Origin of the sequence: Herbaspirillum sp. WGmk3, from assembly GCF_023952535.1 — a bacterium.
Lineage (GTDB): Bacteria > Pseudomonadota > Gammaproteobacteria > Burkholderiales > Burkholderiaceae_D > Herbaspirillum > Herbaspirillum huttiense.
Map to the genome: position 1 here is coordinate 318,884 of NZ_JAKYWT010000004.1, position 16,214 is coordinate 335,097.

14 protein-coding genes are annotated in these 16,214 nt (G+C 63.7%); 8 read left to right on the plus strand and 6 right to left on the minus strand.

What is annotated here, in order from left to right:
* Positions 1 to 2: 2 nt before the first annotated feature.
* The 3 genes from MKD49_RS17150 to MKD49_RS17160 all read right to left on the minus strand — a co-directional run bounded on the left by MKD49_RS17150 (position 3) and on the right by MKD49_RS17160 (position 4,749).
* Positions 3 to 2,978: a DNA translocase FtsK gene (locus MKD49_RS17150; RefSeq protein WP_252696897.1), complete on the minus strand. Its 2,976-nt coding sequence runs from the start codon at positions 2,976 to 2,978 to the stop codon at positions 3 to 5.
* A gap of 156 nt (positions 2,979 to 3,134) precedes the next feature.
* Positions 3,135 to 3,704 (minus strand): DNA-3-methyladenine glycosylase I, encoded by a 570-nt coding sequence (locus MKD49_RS17155; protein ID WP_034330504.1) that lies wholly within the window; start codon positions 3,702 to 3,704, stop codon positions 3,135 to 3,137.
* A 31-nt stretch (positions 3,705 to 3,735) separates the two neighbouring features.
* Positions 3,736 to 4,749: a serine/threonine protein kinase gene (locus MKD49_RS17160; protein ID WP_252696898.1), complete on the minus strand. Its 1,014-nt coding sequence runs from the start codon at positions 4,747 to 4,749 to the stop codon at positions 3,736 to 3,738.
* 136 nt (positions 4,750 to 4,885) lie between these two features.
* Here MKD49_RS17160 and MKD49_RS17165 point away from each other — a divergent pair, with 136 nt between their 5' ends.
* Positions 4,886 to 5,581 (plus strand): UPF0149 family protein, encoded by a 696-nt coding sequence (locus MKD49_RS17165; protein ID WP_121038339.1) that lies wholly within the window; start codon positions 4,886 to 4,888, stop codon positions 5,579 to 5,581.
* 107 nt (positions 5,582 to 5,688) lie between these two features.
* Here the strand turns inward: MKD49_RS17165 and orn are convergent, their stop codons facing one another.
* Entirely contained in the window at positions 5,689 to 6,258 is a 570-nt protein-coding gene (orn, locus tag MKD49_RS17170) for an oligoribonuclease (RefSeq protein WP_008326970.1), read from the minus strand.
* Positions 6,259 to 6,432: 174 nt separating this feature from the next.
* Here orn and MKD49_RS17175 point away from each other — a divergent pair, with 174 nt between their 5' ends.
* The 3 genes from MKD49_RS17175 (at position 6,433) to rsgA (ending at position 9,109) form a co-directional block, all read left to right on the plus strand.
* A complete protein-coding gene (locus MKD49_RS17175; RefSeq protein ID WP_252696899.1) occupies positions 6,433 to 7,743 on the plus strand; it encodes a M48 family metallopeptidase in 1,311 nt (436 codons plus the stop codon).
* A 62-nt stretch (positions 7,744 to 7,805) separates the two neighbouring features.
* Complete coding sequence (locus MKD49_RS17180; RefSeq protein WP_134221799.1) at positions 7,806 to 8,162, plus strand: 4a-hydroxytetrahydrobiopterin dehydratase; 357 nt, start codon at positions 7,806 to 7,808, stop codon at positions 8,160 to 8,162.
* Positions 8,162 to 9,109 (plus strand): ribosome small subunit-dependent GTPase A, encoded by a 948-nt coding sequence (rsgA, locus tag MKD49_RS17185; RefSeq protein WP_121038330.1) that lies wholly within the window; start codon positions 8,162 to 8,164, stop codon positions 9,107 to 9,109. Before MKD49_RS17180 ends, rsgA begins: the two co-directional genes overlap by 1 nt.
* Positions 9,110 to 9,120: 11 nt before the next feature.
* On the opposite strand, the gene MKD49_RS17190 is transcribed toward rsgA, so the two are convergent.
* Positions 9,121 to 11,331, minus strand: a complete 2,211-nt coding sequence (locus tag MKD49_RS17190; RefSeq protein WP_252696900.1) for a TonB-dependent siderophore receptor — start codon at positions 11,329 to 11,331, stop codon at positions 9,121 to 9,123.
* Positions 11,332 to 11,671: 340 nt separating this feature from the next.
* On the opposite strand from MKD49_RS17190, the gene argF reads away from it, so the two are divergent.
* The 3 genes from argF to MKD49_RS17205 all read left to right on the plus strand — a co-directional run bounded on the left by argF (position 11,672) and on the right by MKD49_RS17205 (position 14,348).
* Complete coding sequence (gene argF / locus MKD49_RS17195; protein WP_252696901.1) at positions 11,672 to 12,586, plus strand: ornithine carbamoyltransferase; 915 nt, start codon at positions 11,672 to 11,674, stop codon at positions 12,584 to 12,586.
* A 70-nt stretch (positions 12,587 to 12,656) separates the two neighbouring features.
* Positions 12,657 to 13,991: an argininosuccinate synthase gene (gene argG / locus MKD49_RS17200; protein ID WP_121038321.1), complete on the plus strand. Its 1,335-nt coding sequence runs from the start codon at positions 12,657 to 12,659 to the stop codon at positions 13,989 to 13,991.
* 42 nt (positions 13,992 to 14,033) lie between these two features.
* A complete protein-coding gene (locus tag MKD49_RS17205; protein WP_145606412.1) occupies positions 14,034 to 14,348 on the plus strand; it encodes a pyrimidine/purine nucleoside phosphorylase in 315 nt (104 codons plus the stop codon).
* 77 nt (positions 14,349 to 14,425) lie between these two features.
* Here the strand turns inward: MKD49_RS17205 and murB are convergent, their stop codons facing one another.
* Entirely contained in the window at positions 14,426 to 15,457 is a 1,032-nt protein-coding gene (gene murB / locus MKD49_RS17210; protein ID WP_252696902.1) for a UDP-N-acetylmuramate dehydrogenase, read from the minus strand.
* Between the two features lie 135 nt (positions 15,458 to 15,592).
* On the opposite strand from murB, the gene MKD49_RS17215 reads away from it, so the two are divergent.
* Entirely contained in the window at positions 15,593 to 16,078 is a 486-nt protein-coding gene (locus tag MKD49_RS17215) for a YajQ family cyclic di-GMP-binding protein (RefSeq protein WP_034333613.1), read from the plus strand.
* Positions 16,079 to 16,214 lie beyond the last annotated feature (136 nt).

Genomic DNA, 16,214 nt, shown 5'->3' on the forward strand with positions numbered 1-16,214 from the left:
TCTTATTCTTCGGCGCCGCCCCCCGAGGGCGGCACCAGGATATCTCGGCTGCCATTGCGCGACATGGCCGAGAGCACGCCCGCCGTTTCCATCTGCTCCACCAGCCGCGCGGCGCGGTTGTAGCCGATGCGCAATTGCCGCTGCACCGAGGAGATGGAAGCGCGGCGCGTCTTGAGCACGAAGGCCACCGCTTCGTCGTAGAGCGGGTCGGCTTCGGCATCGCCGCCCTCGCCGCCGGCGAACATGTCGGCCTGGGCCGTGTCTTCCGAAATCGGCGGAGCCAGGATTTCCTCGATGTAGCGCGGTTCGCCGAAGGATTTCAGGTATTCCACCACGCGGTGCACTTCTTCATCCGAGACGAAGGCGCCATGCACCCGCTGCGGGTAGCCCGAGCCCGGCGGCAGGAACAGCATGTCGCCATGGCCCAGCAGCGATTCGGCCCCCATCTGGTCCAGCACGGTGCGCGAGTCGATCTTGGACGACACCTGGAAGGCCACGCGGGTCGGGATGTTGGCCTTGATGAGGCCGGTGATGACGTCCACCGACGGCCGCTGCGTGGCCAGGATCAGGTGGATGCCGGCTGCGCGTGCCTTCTGTGCCAGGCGCGCAATCAACTCTTCCACCTTCTTGCCGACCACCATCATGAGGTCGGCCAGTTCGTCGATGACGATCACGATGGTGGGCAGCTTTTCCAGCGGCTCGGGCGCGTCGGGCGTGAGGCTGAAGGGATTGGGAATCTTCTCGCCACGGGTGGCGGCATCATCGAGCTTCTGGTTGTAGCCGGCCAGGTTACGCACGCCCAGCTTGGACATCTTCTTGTAGCGGCGCTCCATCTCTTCCACCGCCCAGTTCAGGGCATGCGCGGCCTCGCGCATGTCGGTCACCACCGGGGCCAGCAGGTGCGGAATGCCTTCATAGATCGACAGCTCCAGCATCTTGGGGTCGATCATGATGAGGCGCACTTCCTCGGGCGTAGCCTTGTAGAGCAGCGAGAGGATCATCGCATTGATGGCCACCGACTTGCCCGACCCGGTGGTACCGGCCACCAGCATGTGCGGCGCGCGCGCCAGGTCGGTCACCACGGGCGTGCCGGTGATGTCCTTGCCCATGGCAATGGTCAGGTGCGAAGCGGATTTGCGATAAGCCTGCGAATGCACGATCTCGGAGAGCTTGATCATCTGCCGGCGCGCATTGGGCAGCTCCAGGCCCATGCAGGTCTTGCCGGGAATGGTCTCGACCACGCGAATGGAGGTCAGACCCAGGGCACGAGAAAGATCCTTCACCAGGTTCACCACCTGAGCGCCACGTACGCCTTGTGCCGGCTCCACTTCGAAACGGGTAATCACCGGACCGGCCTCCGCCCCCAGCACCGTGACCGGCACCTTGAATTCGCGCAGGCGCTGTTCGATCAGGCGACCGGTTTCCTGGAGTTGCTCGGGGTCGACCTCGATGCGCGATTCGGGGACTTCATCGAGCAGGTCCAATGACGGCAAGGGGATGTCCACGCGCGGCTCATCGACGTAGCCCTCGGGCGCCATGGCCACCGGCTGCACGTAGGCTGGCGCCGCTTCGGGCATGCGCACGCTGAAGGCCGCAGCGGGCTGGGCCGGCGGCGCTTCGGGCGCGGGGTCGGGCAGCATGTCGAACCAGGGGGCATTGAAGGTACCGAGGTCGATCGGTTCCGGCTGCGGCTCGGGCAGCGGCGGCGCAGGCTCGGGGGCCGCCATCGGTGCCATGAAGGGTGGCGCGGCGGGGGTAACCGCCGCGGGCGGCACGGGGACGGGCGCGGGCAGCGGTCCCAAGGATTCCGGCAAGGGCTGCCCCTGCGGACTCAGCGGCACGATGGGCTGCACCTGTGGTGGCAACGGCGCAGCGGGCGGCGTTTCCTGCTCGCCGCTGGCCTGCTGCAGGGAACGCATCAGGCGCGTGGGCACGACATCGGCACGCTCGACCGGTTTGCCGGGCACACTGCCCGGCTCAGGAGCACGGCCCACGCTGCTGATGCGAATGCTGCGGGTAGGCTGGGCCGGTGCCGGATTGCCGCGTGCAATGGACGGTGGAATCGGACGGATCGGCGGCGACGGCGTAGCCGCACGCGACAGGCTGGCATCGGCCGCCGCGCTGGCCGCCGAGATGGCACGGCTGGCAGCGGCACGGGCCAGCATGGCTTCGGTCGGACGCAGGCTTTCGAAGGCGGCCCATTCGGATTCCGGACGCGGTTTGGCCGCCGGGTCCGTCTGGCGCGGATTGATGGAAGGCCACTTGCCGCCCTGCGCGCTGCCGGCAGGCGTTGCCTGGCTGTTGCGGCTGCCGCCGGTGAGGGCCGACAGTGGCACTTTCCAGTCGTCACGCGGAGCGTTCCCGGCCGGACGCTCCGGTGCCGGGGCCGGCGTCAGGCGGGCCGGACGGGGGCGCGGGGCGAAGGGCGAGGCCGGCGGCATGCGCTTGGCCGATGCGGAACCGGGAGCAGGCGTGCGCGGCATCGGGGCACGGCGTTCGGTACTGGCGGGGAAACTGCTGCGGGCGGGTCCGGCGCTGCCGTGCAGGCTGCTCATGCGCAATCGTTCACTTTCGGCGCTGCCACGGCGCGGCGGCCCCAGGTCCAGCTCGGGGTGCTCGTCGCGGCCAGCCGGTGCGCCTCGGCCAAACATGGCACCCAGCAGCCATTTCAGGCCCAGCGCCAGCAAACCCAGCATCAGGACTGCGGCAATGCCACGGCTGATCTTGCCGCCCAGCGCATCCATCAGGGCCGCGCCGAACAGCGCTCCGCCCGGGCCATCATCGCCCGCAACCAGTTGTGAACGCACCAGCGACTCGACCGCGCTGCTGGCGGCCAGCAGCAGCAGGCTGCCGCACCACAGGCGAATGGCACCGCGTCCGCCGAAGACGGACTTGCGGCCGAGCGCGCGCGCTACCGTGCGCAGCAGCAGCGGCAGCAGCCAGAGGACCGACCAGCCAAACCATTTGACGAAAATCATGCTACTCCCAAACTTCACCGGCCTGGCAGTGCGCCAGCCGGCCTCGTGAATCCATGCAGTGCAAGCTGATGCTGCATCGCAGGCTGCGAGTGTAAACCAAACCGGTGCCCTGCCGCCGCCCATCGGCTGGCCTTTTGGTGCAGAGCACGCCCGGCCTCAACGGCCATGACAATGGCAATCCACCACGTGATCGTTGATCACGCCCACGCCTTGCAGATAGGCGTAGATGATGGTGGAACCGACGAACTTGAAGCCGCGCTTGGCCAGCTCCTTGGAAATGGCGTCCGACAGCGGCGTCTTGGCCGGGCAATCGGCCAGCGAAGCCCAGCGGTTGACGATGGGCTGGCCATCGACCTTGCCCCACAGATAAGCATCGAGCCCGCCTACTTCCTCGCGCAGTTGCAGGTAAGCACGCGCGTTGCCGATGGTGGCGGCCACTTTCAGACGGTTGCGCACGATGCCCGGATTCTTCAGCAATTGCGCCACCTTGCGCTCGTCATAACGGGCGATCTTCTCGGCATCCCAGTCGTCGAAGGCCTCGCGGTAGCTGTCGCGCTTGTTGAGCACGGTTTCCCAGGACAGTCCGGCCTGGGCACCTTCGAGGTTGAGCATCTCGAACAGACGTGTTTCATCGTGGCAGGGCACACCCCATTCATGGTCGTGATACTGCACATAGCGGGGATTGGCCAGGTTGACCCAGCCGCAGCGGACAAGTGTTTGCGTCATGATGATGTTGTTTTCGTTCATTTCGCCGGATTCACACCGGCCACAGGGGCGGTTCATCCATCAGCGCGATCTGTTCGCGCAATTCCAGGATGCGGTCCTGCCAGTAACGTTGGGTATTGAACCAGGGGAAGGCCACCGGGAAAGCCGGGTCATCCCAGCGCCGCGCCAGCCAGGCGGAATAATGGATCAGGCGCAGCGTGCGCAGGGCTTCAATGAGATACAGCTCGCGTGGCTCGAATTCGCAGAAACTTTCATATCCTGCCAACAGGTCGGCCAGCTGGCCGACCATCTCGCGCCGTTCGCCCGAGAGCAGCATCCACAGATCCTGCACGGCCGGGCCGCTGCGGCTGTCGTCGAAATCGACGAAATGCGGGCCGGCATCGGTCCACAAGACGTTGCCGACATGGCAATCACCATGCAGGCGCAGGGTGCGGATCTCCCCTGCCCGCTCGTAGCAGCGGCGCACGCCATCAAGCGCCTGCTCGACCGTGGTGCGCCAGGCCGTGGCCACATCCATGGGGATGAAATCGTGCGCCAGCAGCCAGTCGCGCGGTTCTTCGCCGAAGCTGGCGATGTCCAGCGCCGGGCGGGACTGGAACGGGCTGCGCAGGCCGACCGCATGAATGCGGCCGATGAAGCGGCCCAGACGCTCCAGGGTATCGGCATCGTCCAGCTCGGGTGCACGGCCACCGTGGCGGCGGAATACGGCAAAACGGAACCCGGCGTGGCGATGCAGGGTGGCACCATTGTCGAGACGCATGGCCGGCACCACCGGCACTTCTTCGTCGGCCAATTCCTGCGAAAAAGCGTGTTCTTCGAGGATCTGCTCATCACTCCAGCGCAAGGGACGATAAAACTTGGCCACCAGCGGCGGGCCGCCTTCCATGCCGACCTGGTAGACGCGGTTTTCATAGCTGTTCAGGGCCAGCAGGCGGCCGTCTCCATACAGACCGAGCCCGTCGAGGGCATCGAGTACCGTATCGGGCGAGAGCGTGGCGAAGGAAGTGGCGTCGGGGAGGTCAGCAGATTGGGCGGGGGAATTCATCCGTCTATTGTACTGTCCACCAGCCTGCCCGCCCCAACCGATTGCAGCATTCCGGGCAGCAACCGACCGGCAACACTCGCGCCCCCGGGCCAATGCCTTTACACTCCTGCCTTTAGCATCAGTCATTGGAACCATCATGCATCTCGACCAGCCCCTTTCCGACGCCGAATTCGACGAACTCGACGATTTTCTCCTCTCCGATCGCTGCGCCGACGATGTGATGACCATGGACACCCTGCACGGCTACCTGACGGCCCTGGCCATCGGTCCGCAGGAAGTGCTGATGGCCGAATGGCTGCCGCGCGTCTGGGGCAGCCGTCCGGAAGACACCCCCAAGTTCAAGAACGGCAAGGAAGCCGAGCGCATCACCAGCCTGATCGCGCGCACCATGAACGAAATCGCCATCACCTTCGAAGTCGCCCCCAAGGAATATGAACCTCTGTTCTGCGAGCGCGAGCACGAAGGCAAACCGCTGCTGGATGCGGAAGCCTGGGCTTGGGGGTTCTGGGAAGGCATCCAGTTGCGCGCGGCGCAGTGGGACGAAATTTTCCACTCCAACCTGGCCCCGCTGATGCGTCCCATCTACCTGTTGGGCTCGGAAGAGCTGGAAGAGGAAGAAACCAAGCTCATCGACGACCCGCTCAAGACCCACAAGCTGGCCATCGAGATCGAGTCGGCCATTCCGCACATCCACCGCTACTGGGCGCCCAAGCGCAAGTCGGCGGTCGAGCAGGTGCAGCGCGATGCGCCCAAGACCGGCCGCAACGATGCCTGCCCCTGCGGCAGTGGCAAGAAATACAAGAAGTGCTGCGGCGCAGATTCGGAAGAATGATTCACCCGGCACCATGAAAAAGGCGCGCCGGATGCCGGGCGCGCCTTTTTGTTTCATACAGGATGGCGTTGCTGCCAACCACCCTGCCTGGGCCGGATGCTACGGCCTCACTCCTTGATGAAGTGTTCGCGGTAGTACTTCAGTTCTTCGATCGACTCCAGGATGTCGGCCAGGGCCGTGTGCATCTGGCGCTTCTTGAAACCGGTGGCGATTTCAGGCTTCCAGCGCTTGCAGAGTTCCTTCAGGGTCGACACATCGAGGTTGCGATAGTGGAAGAATTCTTCCAGCTTGGGCATGCCGCGCACCATGAAGCGGCGGTCCTGGCAGATCGAATTGCCGCACATGGGCGACTTGCCGGCCGGGACGTATTGCTTCAGGAAGGCGATGATCTGCTGTTCGGCGTCGGCTTCGGTGACGGTGGACGCCTTGACGCGGTCGATCAGGCCGGAACGGCCGTGGGTGCCCTTGTTCCAGGCGTCCATGCCGTCCAGCAGCTCGTCGGACTGGTGGATGGCCAGCACCGGGCCTTCGCCCAGCACGTTCAGTTCTGCATCGGTAACCACCACGGCCACTTCGATGATGCGATCCTTGTCCGGATCCAGGCCGGTCATTTCCATATCGACCCAGACCAGGTTCATTTCATTGGGCCGGACAGGCGCGGCGGGGGCTTGTGACATAATTCTTCCTTATTGACGGGATGGGGCCTGGCCCCATCTACTGCAGGGTTCATTGCTGGGTTCGCTCGCCCGGATCGCACCGGACGGCACGGCCAACAGGCCTGCCACCGTTGCCGGCTGGGGCAGGACGCGGGCCTGGGCCTCGAACTTCCGCCATTTTCGCACAGGGAAAGCATGTCTTCACTTTCGTTTTCAGTTTTGTTCGTCGTATTCCTGGCCATCAGCCTGGGCGTGCGTTTCTGGCTGGCCTCGCGCCATATTCGCCATGTGATCGCCCACCGCGCGGCCGTGCCGCCCGAGTTCGCGGAGAAGATCCCGCTGTCGGCCCACCAGAAGGCGGCCGACTACACGGTGGCGCGCACCAAGTTCGGCCTGGTGACGCTGATCGTCAATGCTGCCGTGCTGATTGGCTTCACCCTGCTGGGCGGGCTGCAGTGGCTCTCCAGCCTGCTGCTGGGCTGGACCGGCGAGCCGGGCATGGTGTACCAGATCGCGCTGGTGGCGGGATTTGGCCTCATTTCCGGTGCGGTGGACCTGCCCTTCGATTACTACCGCCAGTTCAGGCTGGAAGCCGGTTTCGGCTTCAACAAGATGACGCATGGCCTGTTCTTCAGCGACATGATCAAGCAAACCCTGCTGGGTGCCGTGATCGGCCTGCCGCTGCTGTGGGTGGTGCTGGTGCTGATGGAAAAGGCCGGCGCGCTCTGGTGGTTCTATACCTGGATCGTGCTGTGCGCCTTCCAGCTGCTCATGCTGGTGATCTATCCCAGCTTCATCGCGCCGCTCTTCAACAAATTCACCGCGCTGGAAGATGACAGCCTGCGCAGCCGCATCGAAGGCTTGATGCAGCGCGTCGGATTCGCATCCAAGGGCCTGTTCGTGATGGACGGTTCCAAGCGCAGCGCGCATGGCAATGCCTACTTCTCGGGCTTCGGCTCGGGCAAGCGCATCGTCTTCTTCGACACCCTGCTGGCGCGCCTGGCCCCGCATGAGATCGAAGCCGTGCTGGCCCACGAACTGGGCCACTTCAAGCTCAAGCACATCGTCAAGCGTGTGGTCGTCATGTTCGGCCTGTCGCTGGCCTTCCTGGCGCTGCTGGGCTATCTGAAGGGCCAAGCATGGTTCTACACCGGCCTGGGCGTGGAGCCTATGCTGCTGGGCAGCAACGATGCCATGGCCCTGATCCTGTTCATGCTGGTGCTGCCGATCTTCACTTTCCTGTTCTCGCCGCTGTCTTCGCTCTCCTCGCGCAAGCACGAGTTCGAGGCCGATGCCTTCGCCGCACAGCACACCGATGCCCAGGATCTGGTATCGGCACTGGTCAAGCTGTACGAGGACAATGCCTCCACCCTCACCCCCGATCCGCTGCACTCGGCTTTCTACGATTCGCATCCGCCGGCGTCGCTGCGCATCCAGCACCTGCACGCTGCCATCGCCGCCCATCGCGCAACGTCGGGAACAGCCGCCGCCGCGGGCAGCCACTGAATTTTTTGATCATCTAAAAGGCGGGCTGGATGAATGAAACAGCCCGCCGCAGGAGAACCCCCATGAGCATCACCGCAAGCACCCTCGCCGCCGCCCGCAGCGTCCAGCCCATCGCTGCGCTGGACGACGCGGCCATCGCCGCCCACCTGGCCGCCCTGCCCGACTGGAAGATCGACGGCGGCAAGCTGGCGCGCAGCTTCGCCTTCGGCAACTATTACGAGACCCTGGCCTTCGTCAACGCGATCGCGTGGATCATCCACGCCGAAGACCACCACCCGGAACTGACCGTCACCTACAACCGCTGCAACGTGAAGTTCGATACCCATAGCGTCAATGAAGGCCGTGGCGGTTTGTCGGCCAATGACTTCATCTGCGCGGCCAAGGTCGACGCCATTTTCGCCCAGCGCGCCCCGGCCTGATGGGAGTCCGCAAGCAAGGCGCACGCAGCGCCAGGGCAGGATCAGCGACGAACAAGGCTGAGCTGGAACAGGGGCTGGTCATTGCCGCCCACGGCCGTCACTATCTGGTGCAGGCCGCTGAACAGAAACTGAATTGCGTCACCCGTGGCAAGAAGAGCGATGTGGCAGTCGGCGACCACATCCGCCTGGCCCGCACCTCGGCCGACCAGGGCGTGGTGGAAAGCATCGACGAACGCCGCACCCTGCTCTATCGCTCGGACCAGTACAAGTCCAAGCTGCTGGCGGCCAATGTGGATCAACTCTTCATCGTGGTGGCGACCGAACCGAGCTTTTCGGATGACCTGGTCTCGCGCTCGCTGGTGGCGGCCGAGTCGGCCGGTGTCTCCGCGCACCTGATCCTGAACAAGACCGACATCACCGAAGCCCTGCCCAAGACACGCGAGCGCCTGCAGGTGTATGCGCGCCTGGGTTATCCGGTGCACGAGGTCTCGGCCAAGGCCCAGCCGGAAGAGACGCGTGCGGCCTTCATGCCGCTGTTGGCCGGCAAGAGCACCATCCTGATCGGCCAGTCGGGCATGGGCAAGTCCTCCATCATCAACCTGATCGTGCCGGACGCTGACATCGCCACCCGCGAAATCTCGGCCGCCCTCGATACCGGCAAGCACACTACGACCTTCACCCGGCTGTACCAGATGGAGCAGGAGGCCAGCATCATCGATTCGCCGGGCTTCCAGGAGTTCGGCCTGTATCAGCTCTCCGAAGGCATGCTGGAACGCGCCTTCCGCGACTTCACCCCCTATCTGGGCAAGTGCCGCTTCTACAACTGCCACCATCTCAACGAGCCGGGCTGTGCGGTGCTGGAGGCAGTGCAGGCCGGCGAGATTGCGGGGATGCGCCACCAGCTGTATGCGCAGCTGGTGCATGAATCTTCACAGACCTTGTACTGACTTGCCCCTCTTCAGAACTTGTAGGCAGCCGTAAGCACCACCGCGCGCGGTGCCCCCGGCACGATCTGGGTGGCCCCGGTGGCGCTGACGTAATAGCGCCGGTTGGCCAGGTTGGTGGCCGCCAGCGTGTATTCGGTGCGCTCCATCCGGTAGCCCAACAGCGCATCCCAGCGCACGTAGCCGGGCAGCTCCAGCAGGTTCTCGCGATCGGCAAAGCGCGCGCCCTCCAGCACCACGCCTGCCTCGCCAAACCATCCCAAGGGCGGCGCGTAGGACACGAACAGGCTGCCATTGCGGGCCGAGACCCCGGAGGCGCGCTTGCCCGCATACTGCGCCTCAGCCCGCACCACCCTTGAATTCTGCTGGGTCCAGCCGCCGCGCACGAACCAGTGGCGCGCCACTTCCCCCGCCACGCTCAATTCGATGCCGCGATTGCGCTCCAGTCCGCTCTGGGTGAACACGCCCGGCTGCACCGGGTCGGCCACGGTGCGGTTGTAGAGTTCCAGTTCGAACCAGGCCAGCGTCGTGCTGATCCTGCGCCCGAACCAGTCGCTCTTGACCCCGGCTTCCAGCTGGCGGCTGAATTGCGGGGCCAGGTCGTTGCCATTGCCCTTGGCCCCCGGTGACAAGCCGATCACGTCGCCGCCCACCGGCGCATAGCTCTTGCTCCACGATCCATAGAAGTGATGCGCCGGCAGGGCTTCCCATACCGCGCCCACACGCGGACTCACGGCATTGCTGGAACGCTCGATGCGAAGGTCACGCAGGCGGCTGCGGGAATCGACTTCGAAGTGATCCCAGCGCAGCCCGGCGAGAATTTTCCATTGAGACCCGATGGCAATCTGGTCTTGTGCATACAAGCCCACGGAATCGACCCGGTGGTAGTTCATCTGCCAGGGCTGCGGCTGGGGAGTGCCGTTGCTCACCTCGGGATCTTTCAGCAAGACCGGCAGCGCAGAGGCCATCCACAAGCGAGGCTCGCGCTTCTGCCAGCCGTATTCGGCACCGGCCAGCAGCTCGTGCCGGAGGATGCCGCTGCCGAGCGTGCCGAGCAATTCCAGGTTGGCCTGCACATTGCGCTGCTGCAGGTTCTGTTGAAAGCGACTGCGCTGCACGCTGCCCAGGTTGCGGCCGGCGCTGACGTAGCCTTGGGTAACGAAGGTATTGTCGAAGTCGCTGTTGAGATCAAACACGCTCACCATCTGCCGCACGCTCCAGTCCGGCGCAATGGACCTTGTGAGGGTGGAACGCAGGCTGAGACTGGTATCGCGGATGAAGTCGCGCCCGGCCGCACCGAAGAAGGCGCGGTCCGACGCCACCGGCAAGGCAAGGGCTGCAACCGTATCGTTGCCCGTCAACGCCGTGACCCGGCCCGGTACGCCGCGATCCGGAACCCGTTCGAATTCATCGTAGTCCGCCTGCAGCAGCCAGCTGTCGCGGCCGGACTCCCACTTCAGGGCCGGGGCGAAGTACTGGCGCGTGCCGCGGACGTCGTGGCGGAAGTGGGCTTCGTGTTCACGCCCGGCGTTGATGCGCAGCGCCCATTGCTCGCCCAGCGGACGATTCCAGTCCACCGCCCCGCCCTGCTGGCCACGGCTGCCCCAAATGGCGGTGGCCTGACCGAAGGCTTCACGTTCCGGCTGCTTGCTGATGCGATTGATCACGCCGCCGCCGCTGCCGCGTCCGTAGAGCACGGCGGCCGGGCCCTTGAGGATCTCGATGCGATCAATGTTGCCCAGGCTGCGCACGTATTGCGCATCATCGCGCATGCCGTCGAGCAGGGTATCGCCCGCATTGGAAAAGCCGCGCAGCCGGAACGCATCGAAGCGCGTATCGGAGACATTGGAAATACCCGGCACGCCGGCCAACGCCGCCGCCAGCCCGCGCCCGCCATAAGCCCTGACCTGCGCGGCATCGACCGCCTGCACCGTCTGCGGCACCTCGCGCGCATCGGTGGCGGTGCGGGTGGCGCTGCCCAAGGTGCCGGGACGGGGATCATGCAGATTGCGCTGGCTGCGGACCTCGACGGCAGGCAAGCGCGCAGCATCGCTCTCCTCGCGCTCGGCCGTGGCCTCGGCGGCAGCAGCGGAAACAGGAAACGCGAACAAGGCCGCCACCAACGCCGCCGGCAAGGCGCGCAGCTTGGGCGGCGAGGAACGTGATGAAGAAAAAGACCGGTGCAAACCCTGTAACGGGTGCGGGCAAGAAAAATCGTGGGACATGGCAGCTGTTCCTTTCAGGCAAGGGAAAGCTGCGGATTCTAGTCATCTGAATAGCAATAATTCTCATTTGCGGCGTGAGATCAGGCTCTTTGTCGCACTTAGTGAGCATTCCTCGAAAAAGCTGGATACGGATTTCGAAAAATTTCTTCACGTGCATCGAAGGAATTCGAAGCGCATCCCCGATGCCGTGCGCGGGACTTCATCTTTGACCCGAATTCGCGAAACCCCGGGGGTTTCTTTGCAGCAAGTACTGCGGGTATCTTTTTAAGCCGAATCCCTTATAATCTAAGGAGTTAACGACTATCGGCGGCAGGCGCCACACTGGCCGCCGTTTTTATTTATGGCAATCAAACACTACCTTCAGTTTTCCGACTTTACGCTTGATGAATACGAGTACGTGATCGAACGTTCCCGTGTGATCAAACGTAAGTTCAAGAATTACGAGCCCCATCACACGCTGGCCGATCGTACCCTGGTGATGGTGTTCGAAAAGAACTCGACCCGCACCCGCCTCTCCTTCGAAGCCGGCATGCACCAGATGGGCGGCGCGGCGATCTACCTCAACACCCGCGACAGCCAGCTTGGCCGTGGCGAACCGGTGGAAGATGCGGCCCAGGTGATGTCGCGCATGTGCGACGTCATCATGATCCGCACCTACGGCCAGGAAATCATTGAGCGCTTTGCCAGGCATTCGCGCGTGCCGGTCATCAACGGCCTGACCAACGAGCAGCATCCCTGCCAGGTGCTGGCCGATGTGTTCACCTACATCGAGCATCGCGGCAGCATCCAGGGCAAGATCGTGGCCTGGGTCGGCGACGCCAACAACATGCTCTATTCGTGGCTGCAGGCGGCCGAGGTGTTTGGCTTCCACGTCAACGTCTCCACCCCCAAGGGCTACGACATCGATCCGGCCCAGGTTTCGCCGGGCAACAAGAATTACACCTTCTTCGCCGATCCGGCCGATGCCTGCCAGGATGCCGACCTGGTCACCACCGACGTGTGGACCAGCATGGGCTTCGAAGCCGAGAACAATGCCCGCCTGAAGGCCTTCGATGGCTGGATCGTGGACCAGGCCAAGATGTCGCGCGCCAAGAAGGATGCGCTCTTCATGCACTGCCTGCCCGCGCACCGTGGCGAGGAAGTGGCCGCCGAAGTGATCGACGGCCCGCAATCGGTGGTCTGGGACGAGGCGGAAAACCGCCTGCACGTGCAGAAGGCCCTGCTCGAATACCTGGTGCACGGCCGCTTCGATTAAGCCGCCTGCTGCCCATTCCCCCAGCACAAGAATCACGCTCAACACTTCACTTCATCGCAACGTCAAGATCATGTCCAACATCCTGCAATCCGTCCCGGTCAATCAAAAAGTCGGCATCGCCTTCTCCGGCGGCCTCGATACCAGCGCCGCGCTGACCTGGATGCGCCAGAAGGGCGCCGTCCCCTACGCCTACACCGCCAACCTGGGCCAGCCGGATGAGCCGGACTATGACGCCATCCCCAAGAAGGCCATGCAATACGGTGCCGAACTGGCGCGCCTGATCGACTGCCGCGAACAGCTGGCCAACGAAGGCATCGCTGCCCTGCAAAGCGGCGCTTTCCACATCTCCACCGCCGGCATCACCTATTTCAATACCACCCCGCTGGGCCGTGCCGTGACCGGCACCATGCTGGTGTCGGCCATGCGTGAAGACAACGTCGACATCTGGGGTGACGGTAGCACCTACAAGGGCAACGACATCGAGCGTTTCTATCGCTATGGCCTGCTGGTGAACCCCAACCTGAAGATCTACAAGCCCTGGCTGGACAGCACCTTCATCGACGAACTGGGCGGCCGCAAGGAAATGTCCGAGTTCATGATCAAGTCCGGCTTCGACTACAAGATGTCGGTGGAAAAGGCCTACTCGACCGACTCCAACATGCTGGGCGCGACCCACGAAGCCAAGGACCTGGAATTCCTCAACAGCGGCATCAAGATCGTGCAGCCCATCATGGGCGTGGCGTTCTGGCGCGATGACGTGGAAGTCAAGGCCGAGACCGTCACCGTGCGCTTTGAAGAAGGCCGTCCGGTGGCGCTCAACGGCAAGACCTTCGCCAGCATGACCGAGCTGATCCTGGAAGCCAACCGCATCGGTGGCCGCCATGGCCTGGGCATGAGCGACCAGATCGAGAACCGCATCATCGAAGCCAAGAGCCGCGGCATCTACGAAGCCCCGGGCCTGGCCCTGCTGTTCATCGCCTACGAGCGCCTGGTCACCGGCATCCACAACGAAGACACCATCGAACAGTACCGCGACAACGGCCGCAAGCTGGGCCGCCTGCTGTATCAGGGCCGCTGGTTCGATTCGCAGGCCATCATGCTGCGCGAAACCGCCCAGCGCTGGGTGGCACGCGCCATCACCGGCGAAGTGACGGTGGAACTGCGTCGCGGCAATGACTACTCGATCCTCAACACCGAGTCGCCCAACCTGACCTACCACCCGGAACGCCTGACCATGGAAAAGGGCGAAGGCAGCTTCTCCGCCATCGACCGTATCGGCCAGCTGACCATGCGCAACCTGGACATCGCCGACACCCGCCAGAAGCTGTCGATCTACCAGAACACCGGCCTGCTGGATTCCAGCACTGCCGTGTCGCTGCCGCTGCTGGGCAAGGACGAAAAGTAATTCCTGCTGGATTCACCTTTACCGTTTAATGGAAGCGATTCGATGAGCACTCAATTCGACAACGTCACCGTCCTGAAAAAGGGCAATGTCTACTTCGACGGCAAGTGTGTCTCGCACACCGTGCTGCTGGCCGATGGCAGCAAGAAGACCCTGGGCGTGATCCTGCCCTCGACGCTGAACTTCAGCACCGGTGCACCGGAAATCATGGAAATCAACGGCGGCAGCTGCCGCGTGCGTCTGAAGGGCGAAGAAGCCTGGAACACCTACGCGGCAGGCACCACCTTCAGCGTGCCGGGCAACTCCAGCTTCGACATCGAAGTGACCGAGACCCTGGATTACGTCTGCCACTTCGGCTGATCTTCTCGGCGTCTAAATAAAAAGCCGTCCGGTAGCGATACCGGACGGCTTTTTTACGTCTTCACACAGGAGTACGCTCAGATGAAGACCGGTTCCGGCTCCAGCTGGACGCCGAACTTTTCCTTCACATCATCCTGGATCGCCTTGGCCAGCCTGGCCACTTCCGCCCCGGTGGCACCGCCCCGGTTGACCAGCACCAGGGCCTGCTGTTCATACACGCCTGCACGCCCCATGCTCTTGCCCTTCCAGCCGCAGCGGTCGATCAGCCAGCCGGCGGCCAGCTTGTAATGGTCGTCATCGACGCGATAGCTGACCAGGTTGCTGTATTGTGCCAGCAGGGTATCGCGCAGGCGGGCCGGCACGATGGGGTTCTTGAAGAAGCTGCCGGCGTTGCCGATCCGGGCGGGGTCCGGCAGCTTGCGGGTGCGGATGGCGATGACGGCCTCGGCGATGTCGCGCGGACCGGGTTCGGTGATGCCGCGCTCCTGCAGGGCCTGGGCCACGTCGGCGTAGTTGGCGTTGGCTTCCCAGCGCTGGGGCAGCGCGAATGTCACGTCAAGGACGACGGCGCGGTCGCGCAGCGCATGCTTGAAGACGCTGTCGCGGTAGCCGAAGTGGCAGGCCTCGCGATCCAGCGTCAGCAGTTCGCCGCTGATCAGGTCGAAGGCTTGCAGGCTGTGGAAGCGATCCTTGATCTCGATGCCGTAGGCACCGATGTTCTGGATGGGCGCGGCACCGACGCTGCCGGGGATGAGTGAAAGATTCTCCAGCCCGCCCAGCCCCTGTTGCAGCGTCCACTGGACGAAAACGTGCCAGTTCTCCCCGGCGGCGGCGCGCACGTAGATGAAGTTGTCGTCCTCGCCGGTGATGTCTATGCCCCGGTTCTGCATATGCAGCACCAATCCGCTGAAGTCTTGCGTCAGGAGCAGGTTGCTGCCGCCGCCCAGGACCAGGCGCGGCAAGGCCATGAGGCCGGCGTCCTGGCGCAAGGTGCGCAGCTGCTCGATGCCCTCCACAGGCAGGTAGGCATGGGCACTGGCCTCGATGCCGAAGGTATTGAGGGCGCGCAGGGAAACGTCGTGGCGGACGGGAAGTGAAGAAGTGCTCATAGGGGTGGGATTATATCGCCCGCGCGCGGCAAATCCGCTGTCAGCGCCCAGGCGATGGCGGCGCGAGCCTCACTCCGTTAAAATCACGGCTCAGACGCCGGCCTTCGCCGGCTGCAAGAACATAAGGAACAAGCCATGCCCTCATTCGATACCGTCTGCGAAGCCAACCTGGTGGAAGTCAAGAACGCCGTGGACCAGGCCAACAAGGAAATTTCCACCCGTTTCGACTTCAAGGGCACCGATGCCCGCGTCGAGCAGAAGGAACGTGAGTTGACCGCATTCGCCGACTCGGACTTCCAGTTGAGCCAGGTGCGCGACGTGCTGACCAACAAGATGACCAAGCGCAACGTCGATGTGCGTTTCCTGGACGAAGGCAAGATCGAGAAGATCGGCGGCGACAAGGTCAAGCAGGTCATCAAGGTGAAGAACGGCATCGAAAGCGACGATGCCAAGAAGATCGTGCGCGTCATCAAGGACAGCAAGATGAAGGTCCAAGCCAGCATCCAGGGCGACGCCGTGCGCATCACCGGCGCCAAGCGCGACGACCTGCAGGCGGCCATGGCGCTGCTGCGCAAGGAGATCAAGGAGATTCCGCTGGAGTTCAACAACTTCCGCGACTGATCTGGGCAATTGCCTTTGCAGTACCGACAACGCCGGCTTTTGCCGGCGTTTGTTTTTGGCGCCAGCTCGATGGTATTCGAGAAAACGCAGCTGATTGCTCGAGGGCAAGCGGGTTTCCGCGCTGCCAAATCTACAC